The following is a 15494-nucleotide window of genomic DNA, read 5'->3' as shown; positions in this document are numbered from 1 at the left end:
CTAAAACGATTCATGCCCCCTCCCTGCCGCATTCACTCATCTCAAAGCCGATGCCGAACCTCGCCGTCACGCTCAAGAAGCAACTGAAGCTGGCTCGCCAGCAAGTCATCGACACATTCCAGTCCAACCACAAGCCGGAGCAACTGCTCATCCAGTTGCGACGCAGCGTCGACGAAGCGCTCACCGAAGCCTGGCGCGCGCTGGCCATGCCGGCCGAGGCGGCGCTGGTGGCGGTGGGCGGCTATGGGCGCGGCGAGCTGTTTCCGCATTCGGATGTCGATGTGCTGGTGCTGCTGGCACACGCGCCGACCGCGGACGAAAAGGAAAAGCTCGAAACCCTGGTGCAGCTGTTCTGGGACATCGGCCTCGAGATCGGCCACAGCATTCGCACCATCGATGAGTGCATGAACGAATCGGCGGCCGACATCACGGTCCAGACCAGCCTGCTGGAGGCGCGCCTGGTCAGTGGCAACCGCGGCCTGTTCAAGCAACTGCAGGAACGCTATCAGGCAGCGCTCGACCCGCTGGCTTTCTTCCAGGCCAAGACGCTCGAAATGCGCCAGCGCCACATCAAGTACGAAGACACTCCCTACAGCCTGGAGCCGAACTGCAAGGAAAGCCCGGGCGGCATGCGCGACCTGCAGGTGATCCTGTGGGTGGCCAAGGCGGCCGGACTGGGCGATTCATGGACCAAGCTGGCCGAGCACGGCATGCTCACCGCCACCGAGGCGCGCCAGTTGCGCCAGAAGGAGCGCGCCTTCAAGGATATCCGGATCCGCCTGCATATCTATACCGGCCGCCGCGAAGACCGGCTGGTATTTGACATCCAGACCCAGATCGCCGAGACCTTCGGCTTCAAGACCACCGACACCCGCCGCGCCAGCGAATACCTGATGCAGCGCTACTACTGGGCGGCCAAGGCGGTGGTGCAGCTCAACACCATCCTGCTGCAGAACATCGAGGCCCATCTGTTTCCGCAGCAGATCGTGCCCAAGCGCATCAACGACCGCTTCAACGAAGTCAACGGCTTCGTCGATATCGCCCATGACGACGTGTTCGAACAGACGCCGTCGGCCATGCTCGAGGTGTTCCTGGTGCGCTCCCAGCACCCCGAACTCAAGGACCTGTCGGCGCGCACCATGCGCGCGCTGTGGCATGCGCGCTTCAAGATCGACAACGCGTTTCGCAACGACCCCGAGAACCATCGGCTGTTCATGCAGATCATGCAGGGCAAGCGCGGCATCATCCATGCCTTGCGCGGGATGAATGCCTCCAGCGTGCTGGGCCGCTACCTGCCGAACTTCCGCCATATCGTGGGCCAGATGCAGCACGACCTGTTCCACGTCTATACGGTCGACCAGCACATCCTGATGGTGGTGCGCAACGTGCGCCGCTTCACCATGAGCGAGCACGCCCACGAATATCCGTTTTGCAGCCAGCTGATGGCCAACTTCGGCCAGCCCTGGGTGCTGTACGTGGCGGCACTGTTCCACGACATCGCCAAGGGCCGGGGCGGCGACCATTCCACGCTGGGCATGGTGGATGCGCGCCAGTTCTGCCAGCAGCATGGCATCTCGGAAGAAAACACCGAACTGATCGTGTTCCTGGTCGAACGCCACCTGGCCATGTCGCACGTGGCGCAAAAGCAGGATCTGTCGGACCCCGAGGTGATCGCCCAGTTTGCGCGCCTGGTCGGCGACGAGCGGCACCTGACGGCGCTCTACCTGCTGACGGTGGCCGACATCCGTGGCACCAGCCCCAAGGTATGGAATGCCTGGAAGGGCAAGCTGCTGGAAGACCTCTATCGCATGACGCTGCGGGCACTGGGCGGCGAGGCGCCGTCGGCCGACCGCGAACTCAAGAATACCCAGCAGGAAGCGATCAAGACGCTGCGCCTGTACGGCTTGCCGGCGGACGCCCATGTCCAGTTCTGGAAGCAGCTCGACGTGGCTTACTTCCTGCGCCACGACGCCTCCGACATCGCCTGGCAGACGCGCTGCTTCCACGACAAGATCGACAGCGCCGTGCCGCTGGTGCGCTGTCGCCTGGCGCCGATCGGCGAAGGCGTGCAGGTGGCGGTCTACACGCCCGACCAGCCCGACCTGTTTGCCCGCATCTGCAGTTATTTCGACCAGAAGAACTTCAGCATCTTCGACGCCAAGATCCACACCACGCAGAAGAACTATGCCCTCGATGCGTTCCTGATCAATGCGCCCGTGTTTGCCAAGAACTACCGCGACATCATCAACCTGATCGAGCACGAACTGGCGCAGCTGCTGCAATCGACCACCGAATTGCCGCCGCCGTCCAAGGCGCGCCTGTCGCGACTGTCGCGCACCTTCCCGGTCAATCCGGCGGTCGACCTGCGGCCCGACGAGCGCGGGCAATACTACCTGCTGTCGGTCTCGGCCAACGACCGCGCCGGGCTGCTGTATTCGATTTCCAATGTGCTGGCCAAGTACCGCATCAACCTGCATACCGCCAAGGTGATGACGCTGGGCGAGCGGGTCGAGGACGTGTTCCTGATCGATGGCCCGGGCCTGTCCCAGGCGCGGATCCAGATCATGCTCGAAACCGATCTGCTCAAGACGCTGCGCATTTGATCGACTCAAAGGATTTACAATCTCGGGCGCCGGCGTTGTTGCCGGCGTTTTCACCCCCATTCACACCCGTTTCAAGCAAGGCAAGCCATGACCGAACCCGTCCGTCTCTCCAAACGCATGTCCGAACTCGGCCTGTGCTCGCGCCGCGAAGCCGACGAGTGGATAGAAAAAGGCTGGGTGCGCGTCGATGGCGCGGTGGTGTCGGTATTGGGCAGCAAGGTGCTGCCGCACCAGAAGGTGACGGTCGAACGCCAGGCCAGCGCCGAACAGGCGCAGCGCGTGACGATCCTGATCAACAAGCCGATGGGCTTCGTCAGCGGCCAGGCCGAGGACGGCTACAAGCCGGCCGTGACGCTGGTCAATGGCGAGTCGCGCTGGGCCGAAGACGATTGCGACATGCAATATCACCCGCGCCAGCTGCGCAGCCTGGTGCCGGCGGGACGCCTGGATATCGATTCGGTGGGCCTCTTGGTGCTGACCCAGGATGGCCGCATCGCCAAGCACCTGATCGGCGAGGATTCGTCGGTCGACAAGGAATACCTGGTCCGGGTGCAATACACCCGCCCGGGCCGCCTGCCGGAGCACGACCTGAAGCGCCTCAACCACGGCCTGATCATGGACGGCAAGCCGCTGCGCCACGCCAAGGTGGTGTGGCAGAACGAAGATCAGTTGAGCTTTACCCTGCGCGAAGGCAAGAAGCGCCAGATCCGCCGCATGTGCGACATGGTGGGCTTGAAAGTGATTGGCCTGAAACGGGTGCGGATCGGCGGCGTCAAGCTGGGCGAACTGCCCACCGGGCAATGGCGGTATCTGCGGCCTGACGAGACGTTCTAGGCGACGGTGGTGGAAATATAAGCAACCTGTCGTCCCGGCGAAGGCCGGGACCCAGTGGCTTCGGTAGCATCACGCGGACGCCCGAAAGACGCTGGGTCCTGACTTTCGTCAGGACGACGGCATCAAAGGAAGCGGTCCAGGATCTTCCGGCTGTGCTTGTCCAGCGCCTTCAGGTCACGCACCAGGAACTGGATACCGTGACTGTCCGCCACCAGCAAGGCCGACTGCGGCAGGCGACGGATATCCTCCTCGCCGCGCAACGTGAACGTGGTGGCGCCCCGACTGGTCTGCACCGTCCACTCGCTCGGTGTCGCGTAGGTCGAAACGCTATCGATGCGCACGATCTCCGGCATGAATTCGCGACTCGCCAGCTCTTCCTCGACCAGCCCCCGCACTTCCGGCGTGACCTGCTGCAGGCGGTCGATCCAGGCCAGTTCATGGCCATCGCTGCTGACGATGGAAATACCGTGATCAGGTGCGCCAATCGGAAACGCCCGCACCGGAATCACGTTCTCATGGGTCACGCCATCGGCGTCGACCAATACCAGGCGCCCGAAGTTGTTGCGCCGCAACTGTAGCGCCAGCAGCGCCTGTTCAACGTTGGTAGTCATGCTCAAACCCCTCCCTCGGCCTGGCTCACCGATACGTCGGCTTCGCCATCCGGATTGCGCGCCTGCGCCTGATACAACTTGTAGTAATGCCCTTCGCGCGCCATCAGTTCTTCGTGGTTGCCCACTTCCACCACCTGGCCGCGATCCAGCACCACCAGACGATCGGCCTTGCGCAGGGTCGACAGGCGGTGGGCGATGGCGATCGTGGTGCGGCCCTTGACCAGGTTGTCGAGCGCCTTCTGGATTTCTTTCTCGGTGGTGGTATCGACCGATGAAGTCGCTTCATCGAGAATCAGGATACGCGGGTCGATCAGCAGCGCCCGCGCAATCGAGATGCGCTGGCGCTCGCCGCCCGACAGCGCCTGGCCGCGCTCGCCCACCAGCGAATCGTAGCCCTGCGGCAGACGCAGGATGAATTCGTGGGCATGCGCGGCACGGGCGGCGGCGACGATTTCTTCACGGGTCGCGTCCGGCTTGCCGTAGGCGATATTCTCGGCAATCGTGCCGAAGAACAGGAAAGGCTCCTGCAGCACCAGCCCGATGTTGCGGCGATATTCCGAGATCGGCAGCGAACGGATATCGACACCATCGACCCGGATCGCACCCTCCGACACGTCATAGAAGCGGCAGATCAGGTTGACCATGGTGCTCTTGCCGGAGCCGCTATGACCGACCAGGCCGATCATCTCGCCCGGCGCAATCGTCAGGCTCATGTCGCGGATCACCGCCCGGTTACCGTAGCGGAAGCCGATGTTGCGCACTTCGATGGCGCCCTGCACCTTCTCGATATGCACCGGGTTGGCTGGCTCCGGCACGCTCGAGACGTGGTCCAGGATGTCGAAGATGCGCTTGGCGCCGGCGGCCGCCTTCTGCGTGACCGACACGATACGGCTCATCGAATCCAGGCGCGTGTAGAAACGGCTGATATAGGCCAGGAAAGCGGTCAGCACACCGACCGTGATCTGGTTGCCCGACACCTGCCAGATACCGAACACCCACACCACCAGCAGCCCGATCTCGGTCAGCAGCGTGACGGTGGGCGTAAATAACGACCAGATCTTGTTGACCCGGTCATTGACCAGCAGGTTGTGGCGGTTGGCCTCGCGGAAGCGATCCACCTCGCGCTTTTCCTGGGCAAAGGCCTTGACCACGCGAATGCCGGGGATGGTGTCGGCCAGCACGTTGGTCACCTCGGACCAGATGCGGTCGATCTTTTCAAAGCCGTGCCGCAGGCGATCGCGCACCACGTGGATCATCCAGGCGATGAACGGCAACGGCAGCAACGTGACCAGCGCCAGCCAGGGATTGATCGAGATCAGGATCGCCGCCGTCATGATGATCATCAGCACATCGATGGCGAAGTCGAGCAGGTGCAGCGACAGGAACACGCAGATGCGATCGGTCTCGGAGCCGATGCGGGCCATCAGGTCGCCGGTGCGCTTGCCGCCGAAATACTCCTGCGACAACCGCAACAGATGTTCATAGGTGCTGGTACGCAGATCGGCGCCGATGCGCTCCGACACCAGCGCCAGGATATAAGTGCGGGCCCAGCCCAGCCCCCAGGCCAGCAGCGCCGCCGCCAGCAGGCCGCTCAGGTACTTGGTGGCCAGCTCGACATTGATCGGCGCCCCGTTCTGGAACGGGATCAGCACGTTGTCCATCAGCGGCATGGTCATGTAGGGCGGCACCAGCGTGGCGGCGGTCGACGCCAGCGTCAGCAGGAAGCCCAGCAGCAGCGAGCCCTTGTAGGGCTTGGCAAAGCGCGACAGGCGAAACAGCGCCCAGGTCGACGGCGGCGCTTCCTTGGCTTCCGGGCAGATGGCGCAGCTTTCCTGCCCCTCGGGAATGGGTGCCTTGCATTGCGGGCAGAGATCGCCGCCCTCATCGGCTGGCGTGATGCCGGACGCGGCCAGGTCGCGCTGTTGCTCGAACAGCTTGATCAACCGCAGCGATTGCGGGTTGTGCGCCAGCGTATAGCGCCAGACGGCCAGGCGGCCGTGGGTGTCGCACAGCTCGAGCGTGCCCACGCCGGCGTGGTCGATATGCTTGAGCGACAGATCGGCGCGGTAATCCCACTCCTGCCACAGTTGGCCATCGCGCCCACCGGGGCTATTGGCCAGCAGGCGCGTTTCGGTCGCCACCAGCAGCGACGGCTTGAATTGCAGGTGCGTATCAAGGTCCAGCTCAAGCCAGGCGACGATGCTTTCGCCGGCGGCCAGGCGGGCCTGGGTTTCCGTCTTCCAGCGTTCGGGCAGGCTGGCATGGGCGGAATAAATAGTGTCAGTAGTCATTTAAAGGCAGAGTTGCGCCCGATGTGAGCGGTATTACTTCTACAGATGGTCAATGCGCCAGGTCTGTCTGGCGTCCCCCCGACAACCGACTGCGAGCAGCGCGCGATTATAGCGCAGCGCCGACGCCATTCGAACGGCCCCCCTGCGGGGCAGTCGGTCGAAGCGGCGCAGAGGACATAACGCGACAGACACCTGATCGGTGCACCGCGACTTTTTTTGCGGCCAGCCTCGCACGCCGGGCCGGGGCTCTGCCACAATGTTGCCGTTTTTCACCAAAGCGTGCTGCTGACTTGGCTTTTTGATCACGGCAGTAAACCAAATGTGTCCCGGCACGTTACAGGAGCATGCGTTATTCTGACGGAATCCTGACCGAATAATTCTGTCCGACCTAATAATAGAAAACCCAGCTGAGCGGTAACAAGACCCATCGACACGCAACAATCGGCCCACGTCCAGATATGAAAAACATAGAATTCCTCCGTTTCCTGCCCCTGCAAGGTCCCAATATCTGGACCTATCGTTCGGCGCTCGAGGTGTGGATCGACATCGGCGAACTGGAAGATTTCCCGTCCAATACCATTCCCGGCTTCACCGACCGCCTGACTACCTGGCTGCCCACGCTGATCGAGCATCGCTGCAGCTATGAAGTGCGTGGCGGCTTCGTGCAGCGCCTGCACGAAGGCACCTGGCCCGGCCATATCCTGGAACACGTCACGCTGGAGCTGCAGAACCTGGCCGGCCTGCCGGGCGGCTTCGGCAAGGCCCGTGAAACCAATGTGCGCGGCGTCTACAAGGTGGTGGTGCGCGCACGCCACGAAACGGTGACCCGCGCCGCGCTATACGCCGCCCGCGACCTGGTCATGGCCGCCATCGAGAACCGCCCCTTCAGCGTCGATGCCGCACTCGAGAAACTGCGCGGCATGGTCGACAAGCTGTGCCTGGGACCCAGCACCGCCTGCATCGTCGACGCCGCCGAAGAACGCCGCATTCCGACCATCCGCCTGTCCGAAGGCAACCTGGTGCAGCTCGGCCATGGCTGCCGCCAGCGCCGCATCTGGACGGCAGAGTCGGACCAGACCGGCGCCATCGCCGAAAGCATCTCGCGCGACAAGGACCTGACCAAGACCCTGCTGGAGAACTGCGGCCTGCGGGTGCCCGAAGGTCGCCTGGTCGACAGCCCCGAAGACGCCTGGAACGCAGCCGAAGACATCGGCCTGCCGGTGGTGGTCAAGCCGTGTGACGCCAACCACGGCCGTGGCGTCTTCATCGATCTCAATACCCGCGAAGAAATCGAGACCGCCTACAAGGTGGCGCTGGACGAAGGTAGCGGCGTGCTGGTCGAACGCTATGTCAGCGGCCTCGAACACCGGCTGCTGATCGTCGGCGGCAAGCTGGCCGCGGCCGCCCGGGGCGAGCCGATCTTCATCGTCGGCGACGGCAAGTCCACCGTCCAGCAACTGCTGGATGAACTCAACCGCGACCCGCGTCGCGGCCTGCTCGAAGAACACCTGCTGGACCCGGTCCTGCTGGAACGCGAACCGGCAGCCGTGCTTGAGCTGCAGCGCCAGAACCTGACCACCGAGTCGGTCCCCGCCTCCGGCCGCCGCGTGCTGCTGTTGCGCAATGGCAATGTATCGGCCGACGTCACCGACCAGGTCCATCCGAGCGTGGCGGCGGCGGCCTCGCTGGCGGCCCGCATCGTCGGGCTCGACATCGCCGGCGTCGACATCGTGGCCGAAGACATCTCGCGCCCGCTGGCCGACCAGGGCGGCGCCATCGTCGAGGTCAATGCCGGCCCCGGCCTGCTGATGCACCTGAAACCGTCCGAAGGCGCGGCGCGTCCGGTGGGCGAGGCCATCGTCGACAACCTGTTCCGCGACGACGAAAATGGTCGCATTCCCATCGTCGGCATCACCGGCACCCACGGCAAGACCACCATTGCGCGCCTGGTGGCGCGCATCATCCACCTGTCGGGCAAGCACGTCGGCCTGGCCTGTGGCGATGGCCTGTATTTCGGTGAGCGCCTGGTCGAACGCGGCAATCGGGCCAACTGGGCGGCCGCCCATCGGGTCCTGCTCAACCGTGCCGTCGAAGCTGCCGTGTTCGAGAACAGCAGCGTGGCGATCCTGTCCGAAGGGCTGGCGTACGACCGCTGCCTGGTGGGCGTGGTGGCCAACATCGACCCGACCGACAGCCTGCCGGAGTACTACATCGAGAACGCCGAACAACTGGCCACCAAGGTCAAGCGCACCCAGGTCGACCTGGTCCTGCCGGATGGCGCGGCGGTTCTGAATGCCGACGATCCGCTGGTGGCCGACATGGCCCAGTTGTGCGACGGCGAGGTGATCTTCTTCAGCGTCGACCCGGCTTCCCCGCTGGTAGCCGAGCATCGCAGCCAGGGCAAGCGCGCCGTGCTGCTGCGCGGCGGCGACGTGATCCAGGTTGAAGGTGCCAGCGAAACCCGCGTCAGCTCGGTCGACGCGATTCCGTTGACCGAAAAAGGCGCGGTCGCCTATCAGGTCGAGAACGTGCTGGCCGCAGTCGGTGCGGCCTGGGCGCTCGGTATCACGCCCGACCTGATCCGCGCCGGCATCGAGTTGTTCGGCACCGAACAGGCCGAAGAGCAAGGTTTCACATTCAAGACCCAGGCGGCCTGAGGCCACCCGGAAGAATCAAGACTGAAGAGAACAGGAAAACTGTCCATGGACGTTTCACGCATACGCGCCCTGCGCGGCCCAAACCTCTGGTGCAGGCACACCGCCATTGAAGCCATCGTCTCGTGTTCGGAAACCGAACGCGTCATCGATGACATGCCGGGCTTCGAAATCCGCCTGCGCGCCCGCTTCCCGCAGATCGGCTTCCTGCAGCCGGATGGCGGCACGCAAGTGGTGTCGATGGCCCACGGGCTGGCGGCCGCCGCCCTGGCGCTGCAATCGCAAGCCGGTTGCCCGGTGACCTTCAGCCGCACCGTATCGACCATCGAGACCGGGGTCTACCAGGTGGTGGTGGAGTACAGCGAGGAAGAAGTCGGCCGCCTGGCGCTGGACCTGGCGCTGCAGCTGTGCCGCGCCGCCCAGGACGATACGCCCTTCGACCTGACCGTGGCATTGGCCCGCATTCGCGAACTCGACGAAGACGTGCGCCTGGGACCCAGCACCGCCTCCATCGTCAATGCGGCGATCAAGCGCGGCATCCCGTTTCGCCGCCTGACCCAGGGCAGCATGGTGCAGTTCGGCTGGGGCAGCCGCCAAAAGCGCATCCAGGCCGCCGAGACCAGCAACACCAGCGCGATTGCCGAATCGATCGCCCAGGACAAGGACCTGACCAAGATGCTGCTGCACGCAGCCGGGGTGCCGGTGCCCAACGGCCGCGTGGTCACCACCGTGGAAGACGCCTGGGCCGCAACCCAGGAAATCGGCTCGGCCGTGGTGATCAAGCCGCTCGACGGCAACCAGGGCAAAGGCGTGGCGGTCAACATCAGCAGCCGCGAACAAGTCGAGGCGGCCTTTGCCACGGCCGCGCGCATCAGCGACGAAGTGATCGTCGAACGCTACCTGCACGGCCACGACTATCGCCTGCTGGTGATCGGCAACAAGCTGGTGGCAGCCGCCCGCCGCGACCCGCCGCAGGTCATCGGTGACGGCGTGCACACGATCCGGCAACTGATCGAACAGGTCAATGCCGACCCGCTGCGTGGCGACGGTCATGCCACTTCGCTGACCAAGATCCGCCTGGACGACATCGCCCTGGGCGTGCTGGCCGGCCAGAACCTGGACCCGGAAGCCATCCCCGCGCAAGGCGTGCGGGTGGTCCTGCGCAACAATGCCAACCTGTCCACCGGCGGCACCGCCACCGACGTGACCGAGGATGTGCATCCCGACATGGCCGCGCGCGCCATTGCGGCGGCCCAGATGGTGGGACTGGATATCTGCGGCGTCGACGTGGTGTGCAACTCGGTACATTCGTCGATGGAAGAACAAGGCGGCGGCATCGTCGAGGTCAACGCCGCTCCCGGCCTGCGCATGCACCTCTCGCCGTCCTACGGCAAGAGCCGCGACGTGGGCGAAGCGATCGTCTCGACCATGTACCAGGATGGTGACGACGGTCGCATTCCGGTAGTGGCGGTGGCCGGCACCAACGGCAAGACCACCACGGTGCGCCTGATCACCCACCTGCTGGCAGAAACCGGCCTGCGCGTGGGCATGACCAATACCGATGGCGTCTATATCGACAAGCAACGCATCGACACTGGCGACTGCAGCGGCCCGCGCAGCGCCCGCAACGTGCTGTTCCACCCCGACGTCGATGCCGCCGTGCTGGAGACCGCGCGTGGCGGCGTGCTGCGCGAAGGCCTGGGCTTCGACCGCTGCCAGGTGGCGGTGGTCACCAACATTGGCATGGGCGATCACCTGGGCCTGTCCTACATCAGCACGGTCGAAGACCTGGCGGTGGTCAAGCGCGTGATCGTCGAGAACGTCGCACCGACCGGCATGGCGGTGCTCAATGCGGCCGACCCGATGGTGTCGAAGATGGCCTTGAGCTGCCCCGGCTCGGTGACCTTTTTCGCGCTGGATGCGCAACATCCGATCATGGCGACCCATCGGGCCCAGGGTCAACGCGTGATCTACCGCGACGGCGACGCCATCGTGGTGGCCCAGGGCGACTTCGAGAAGCGTCTGAAGTTGTCGGGCATCCCGCTGACCCGCAATGGCGGCATCGGCTTCCAGGTCGAGAACGTGATGGCATCGGTGGGTGCGGCCTGGGCGCTGGACCTGGACTGGGCGCATGTCACCGCGGCCCTGAACAGCTTCATCAGCGACAGCGACACGGCGCCTGGCCGCTTCAACCTGTTCGACTACAAGGGCGCGACCCTGATCGCCGACTACGGTCACAATCCGGACGCCATCTCGGCCCTGATCAAGGCCGTCGACAGCATGCCGGCCAAGCGTCGCTCGGTGGTCATCAGTGGCGCCGGCGACCGCCGCGACATCGATATCACGCGTCAGACCGAAATGTTGGGCGATGCCTTTGACGAGGTGGTGCTGTATCAGGACCAATGCCAGCGCGGTCGCAGCGACGGCGAAGTGATCGCACTGCTGCGCCAGGGCCTGGAAAAAGCTACCCGCACAGCCGAGGTCAAGGAAATCCATGGCGAATTCCTGGCCATCGATACGGCGCTGGCGGCGCTTAATGACGGCGACCTGTGCCTGATCCTGATCGACCAGATCGACGAGGCGCTGGCGCATATCAATGCGCGGGTAGCCGAGGTGGGTTGATCGCGATCGACCGCAGGGGCGACGGATTGGTTATATTCCACCCGCCGTCGTCCTGACGAAAGTCAGGACCCAGCGTCTTTCGACGTTCATGTGGTGCTGCTAAAGCCACTGGGTCCCGGCATGCGCCGGGACGACGGATTGGTTATATCCCTACCCCCGTCGTCACCCTAATCGTCCTGATTGGGATCAAGCTCCGGAAACAAAATCTCCGTAAACCCGAACTGGCTGAAATCACGGATCCGCATCGGGTACAGAATCCCTAACAGGTGGTCGCACTCGTGCTGCACCACCCGCGCATGAAAACCATCCACCGTGCGGTCGATGGGCTCGCCATCGAGGTCAAACCCCTGGTAACGCAGACGGCTCCAGCGCGGCACCACGCCGCGCAGGCCGGGCACCGACAGGCACCCTTCCCAGCCATCCTCCTCTTCATCCGACAACGGCGTCAGCACCGGATTGATCAGTACCGTCTCGGGCACCGCAGGGGCATCCGGATAACGCTGGTTCTGGCCGAAGCCGAAGATCACCAGTTGCAGGTCGACGCCGATCTGGGGCGCCGCCAGGCCGGCGCCGTTGACGGCGCGCATGGTCTCGAACATATCGTCCACCAGGGCCTTCAGTGCAGGGGTGCCGAATTCGGCCACCGGCTGCGCCTGGCGTAGCAGGCGCGGGTCCCCCATCTTTAGTATGTCGCGCAGCGCCATCGTATTCTCCAGCAGGATCGATTAACAAAAAAACGCCCGGCATGCACCGGGCGTCTTCGATTGTCGCAGATTGCGGCGCGTTGCGCCGCCGCGGATCAACCCTGCTTGTTGCCGATTTCCTTCAGGTACTCGGTAAAGGCAGGACCGGTCTCGTGGTGCTTCATGCCCATGGCGACCATTGCCTTGAGGTAACCCAGCTTGGAGCCGCAGTCATAACGCTGGCCCTGGTAGCGATACGCCAGCACCGACTCGGCCTGCATCAGCTTGGCGATGCCATCGGTGAGCTGGATTTCGCCGCCGGCGCCACGCTCGATGTTCTCCAGGTAGTCGAAGATACGGTTGTTCAGCACATAGCGACCGACCACGGCCAGGGTCGACGGCGCATCATCGGGCGCAGGCTTTTCGACGATGGCGTTGACCCGCTCCAGGTCGGGCTGGTACGACGTGGCGCTGACGATACCGTATTGCTTGGTATCGGCGCGCGGCACATCCTGCACCGCCAGCATGCTCATGCCTTCGCGCTGGTAGATGTCGGTCATCTGCGCCAGCACCGGACGCTGGCCGGCATCGACATCCATGAAGTCGTCCGCCAGCAGCACGGCAAACGGCTCTTCGCCGATCACCGGGCGCGCGCACAGCACCGCGTGGCCCAGGCCCAGCGGAGTCGACTGGCGAATGAAGATGCAATTGACGTTCTTCGGGATCACGTTGCGCACGATGTCCAGCAGTTGCTTCTTGCCGGCGGCTTCGAGTTCGCTTTCGAGCTCGTAGGCCTTGTCGAAGTGATCTTCGATGGCGCGCTTGTTGCGACCGGTGATGAACACCATTTCGGTGATGCCGGCGGCAACCGCTTCCTCGACCGCGTAGTGAATCAGCGGCTTGTCGACGATGGGCAGCATTTCCTTCGGCTGCGCCTTGGTCGCAGGCAGAAAGCGGCTACCAAGGCCGGCCACGGGAAATACGGCTTTCTTGATCTTCTTGATCATTATTGCTCCCTTAGATAAATCTTAGTGATTGCGTCCGGCCTGATACCGTGCGAGTGCGCAAAGTGTAATGCAATGCCGATAACAAATTATGTTCGTTTCGTGACACGCAACTTACGTGCCGCTGTTACAAAGTGCCTTCAACCCATCCTCGTCCAGAATCGCCAGGCCCAGCTCCTCGGCCTTGGCCAGCTTGCTGCCCGCCTCGGCCCCAGCCACCACGTAACTGGTCTTCTTCGACACCGAACCGGCGACCTTGCCACCGGCCGCCTCGATCATCTGCGAAGCCTCATCGCGCGACAGGTTGGGCAACGTCCCGGTCAGCACGAAGGTCTTGCCGGCCAGGTGCTTGGGCTGGCTGTCGCTGCCGGCGTCTTCGCTCCACTGCAGGCCGACGGCGCGCAACTGCTCGACCAGTTCGACATTGAGCGCATCGTCGAAGAAAGCGCGAATCGACGCCGCCACTACCGGGCCGATATCGGCCACGTCCAGCAATTGCGCCTCATCGGCCGCCAGCACCTTGTCGAGGCTGCCGAAGTGTCGCGCCAGCTCCTTGGCGGTGGCTTCGCCGACATGGCGGATGCCTAATGCATAGATGAAGCGCGCCAGGGTGGTCTGCTTGGACTTCTGCAGTGCATCGAGCACGTTCTGGGCCGATTTGTCGGCCATGCGATCGAGTTCGGATAGCGCCGACAAGCCCAGGCGATACAGATCGGCCGGCGTATTGACGACATGCCTATCGACCAGCTGTTCGACCAATTGTTCACCGAGGCCTTCAATATCCATGGCGCGGCGCGACGCAAAATGCTGCAGCCCGCCCTTGCGCTGGGCGGTGCACTTGAGCCAGCCGCCGGAGCAACGGGCGATGGCCTCGTCCTCCAGCCGCACGATCGGCGAATCGCAGACCGGGCAGGTCTTGGGCATGACGAATTGACGGGCGTCTTGCGGACGCTTTTCGGGCACGTGCGCCACCACCTCGGGAATCACATCGCCGGCGCGCCGCACGATGACGGTGTCGCCGATGCGCACATCCTTGCGCCGTACCTCGTCCTCGTTGTGCAAGGTGGCGTTAGTGACGGTGACGCCGCCCACAAAGACCGGATTGAGCCTGGCCACCGGGGTGATGGCGCCGGTACGGCCCACCTGCACTTCGATGTCCAGTACCTGGGTCAGGGCTTCCTGGGCCGGGAATTTATGGGCCAGCGCAAAACGCGGCGCGCGCGAGACGAAACCCAGGTGCTTTTGCTGGTCGAGCCGGTCGACCTTGTAGACCACGCCATCGATTTCGTACGGCAGGCCATCGCGCTTGTCGCCGATGCCGCGGTAGAACGCCAGCAAGCCGTCGGCACCGGTCACCACCGCCCGCTCGCGGCAGACCGGCAAGCCCAGCTGCCCGTACCAATCGAGCAACGCCGAGTGCGAGGCCGGCATGTCGGCGCCTTCGAGCACGCCGATGCCATAGGCGAAGAAGCGCAGCGTGCGCTGCGCCGTGATGCGTGAATCGAGCTGGCGCAAGCTGCCGGCGGCGGCGTTGCGGGGGTTGGCGAATTCTTTCTGGCCGGCGTCGCGCTGGCGCTGGTTGAGGCGGGCGAAATCTTCCTTGTACATCAGGACTTCGCCGCGCACGTCGAGCACCGCCGGGATCTGGTCGCCGTGCAGGCGCAACGGGATGGCGCGCACGGTACGGATGTTGGCGGTGACGTTTTCGCCGGTGGTGCCGTCACCCCGGGTAGCGGCCTGCACCAGCACGCCATCCACATAACGCAGGCTGATGGCCAGGCCGTCGAACTTGAGCTCGGCGGCGTAGCGCACCTGCTGCAGGCTTTCCAGCCCATCCTGCACGCGCTTGTCGAAGGCGACGATATCGTCGTCGGCAAAGCCGTTGCCCAGCGAAAGCATCGGCACGTCGTGCCGCACCGGGTCGAACTGCGGCAGCGGCGCGCCGCCCACGCGCTGGGTGGGCGAATCCGGACTCACCAGTTCGGGATGGGCGGTCTCGAGCGCCTGCAACTCCTGGAACAGGCGGTCGTACTCGGCATCGGGAATGCTGGGCTGGTCCAGCACATAGTAGGCGTGGTTGTGGCCATTGAGCTCGCCGCGCAGGGTGCGCGCACGGGCCAGCCAGTCCGGCGCCCCGGGGGGCAGCGGACCGTCGGAAAACATGTCTGGTTGCATCTTGAAGAAGTAAAAGC

General features: G+C 64.1%; 9 protein-coding genes. 4 read left to right on the top strand and 5 right to left on the bottom strand.

What is annotated here, in order from left to right:
- Positions 1-50 precede the first annotated feature (50 nt).
- Both LBW87_RS05210 and LBW87_RS05205 read left to right on the top strand, forming a co-directional pair.
- Positions 51-2603 (top strand): [protein-PII] uridylyltransferase, encoded by a 2553-nt coding sequence (locus tag LBW87_RS05210; RefSeq protein ID WP_225200390.1) that lies wholly within the window; start codon positions 51-53, stop codon positions 2601-2603.
- Positions 2604-2690: 87 nt separating this feature from the next.
- The gene (locus tag LBW87_RS05205) at positions 2691-3437 is read left to right on the top strand and encodes a pseudouridine synthase (RefSeq protein WP_225200389.1); all 747 of its coding nucleotides are present in this window, start codon (positions 2691-2693) and stop codon (positions 3435-3437) included.
- A 122-nt stretch (positions 3438-3559) separates the two neighbouring features.
- Here LBW87_RS05205 and LBW87_RS05200 read toward each other — a convergent pair whose 3' ends face one another.
- A complete protein-coding gene (locus tag LBW87_RS05200; protein ID WP_225200388.1) occupies positions 3560-4048 on the bottom strand; it encodes a DUF1854 domain-containing protein in 489 nt (162 codons plus the stop codon).
- A 2-nt stretch (positions 4049-4050) separates the two neighbouring features.
- Entirely contained in the window at positions 4051-6339 is a 2289-nt protein-coding gene (locus LBW87_RS05195; protein WP_225200387.1) for an ABC transporter ATP-binding protein, read from the bottom strand.
- Positions 6340-6797: 458 nt separating this feature from the next.
- On the opposite strand from LBW87_RS05195, the gene cphA (LBW87_RS05190) reads away from it, so the two are divergent.
- Both cphA (LBW87_RS05190) and cphA (LBW87_RS05185) read left to right on the top strand, forming a co-directional pair.
- Complete coding sequence (gene cphA, locus LBW87_RS05190; RefSeq protein WP_225200386.1) at positions 6798-8996, top strand: cyanophycin synthetase; 2199 nt, start codon at positions 6798-6800, stop codon at positions 8994-8996.
- Between the two features lie 45 nt (positions 8997-9041).
- Positions 9042-11615: a cyanophycin synthetase gene (gene cphA, locus LBW87_RS05185; RefSeq protein ID WP_225200385.1), complete on the top strand. Its 2574-nt coding sequence runs from the start codon at positions 9042-9044 to the stop codon at positions 11613-11615.
- Positions 11616-11782: 167 nt separating this feature from the next.
- Here the strand turns inward: cphA (LBW87_RS05185) and def are convergent, their stop codons facing one another.
- The 3 genes from def to ligA form a co-directional block, all read right to left on the bottom strand.
- Positions 11783-12319, bottom strand: coding sequence for a peptide deformylase (gene def, locus LBW87_RS05180; RefSeq protein WP_225200384.1), 537 nt, complete (start codon positions 12317-12319; stop codon positions 11783-11785).
- Between the two features lie 95 nt (positions 12320-12414).
- Complete coding sequence (gene galU, locus LBW87_RS05175; RefSeq protein ID WP_225200383.1) at positions 12415-13305, bottom strand: UTP--glucose-1-phosphate uridylyltransferase GalU; 891 nt, start codon at positions 13303-13305, stop codon at positions 12415-12417.
- Positions 13306-13416: 111 nt separating this feature from the next.
- Complete coding sequence (gene ligA / locus LBW87_RS05170) at positions 13417-15477, bottom strand: NAD-dependent DNA ligase LigA (protein ID WP_225200382.1); 2061 nt, start codon at positions 15475-15477, stop codon at positions 13417-13419.
- Between the last annotated feature and the right edge of the window lie 17 nt (positions 15478-15494).

The organism is Herbaspirillum sp. alder98, assembly GCF_020179755.1.
Lineage (GTDB): Bacteria > Pseudomonadota > Gammaproteobacteria > Burkholderiales > Burkholderiaceae_D > Herbaspirillum.
Note: the sequence above shows the minus strand (reverse complement) of the source record. Positions and strands in the feature narration are given on the sequence as shown.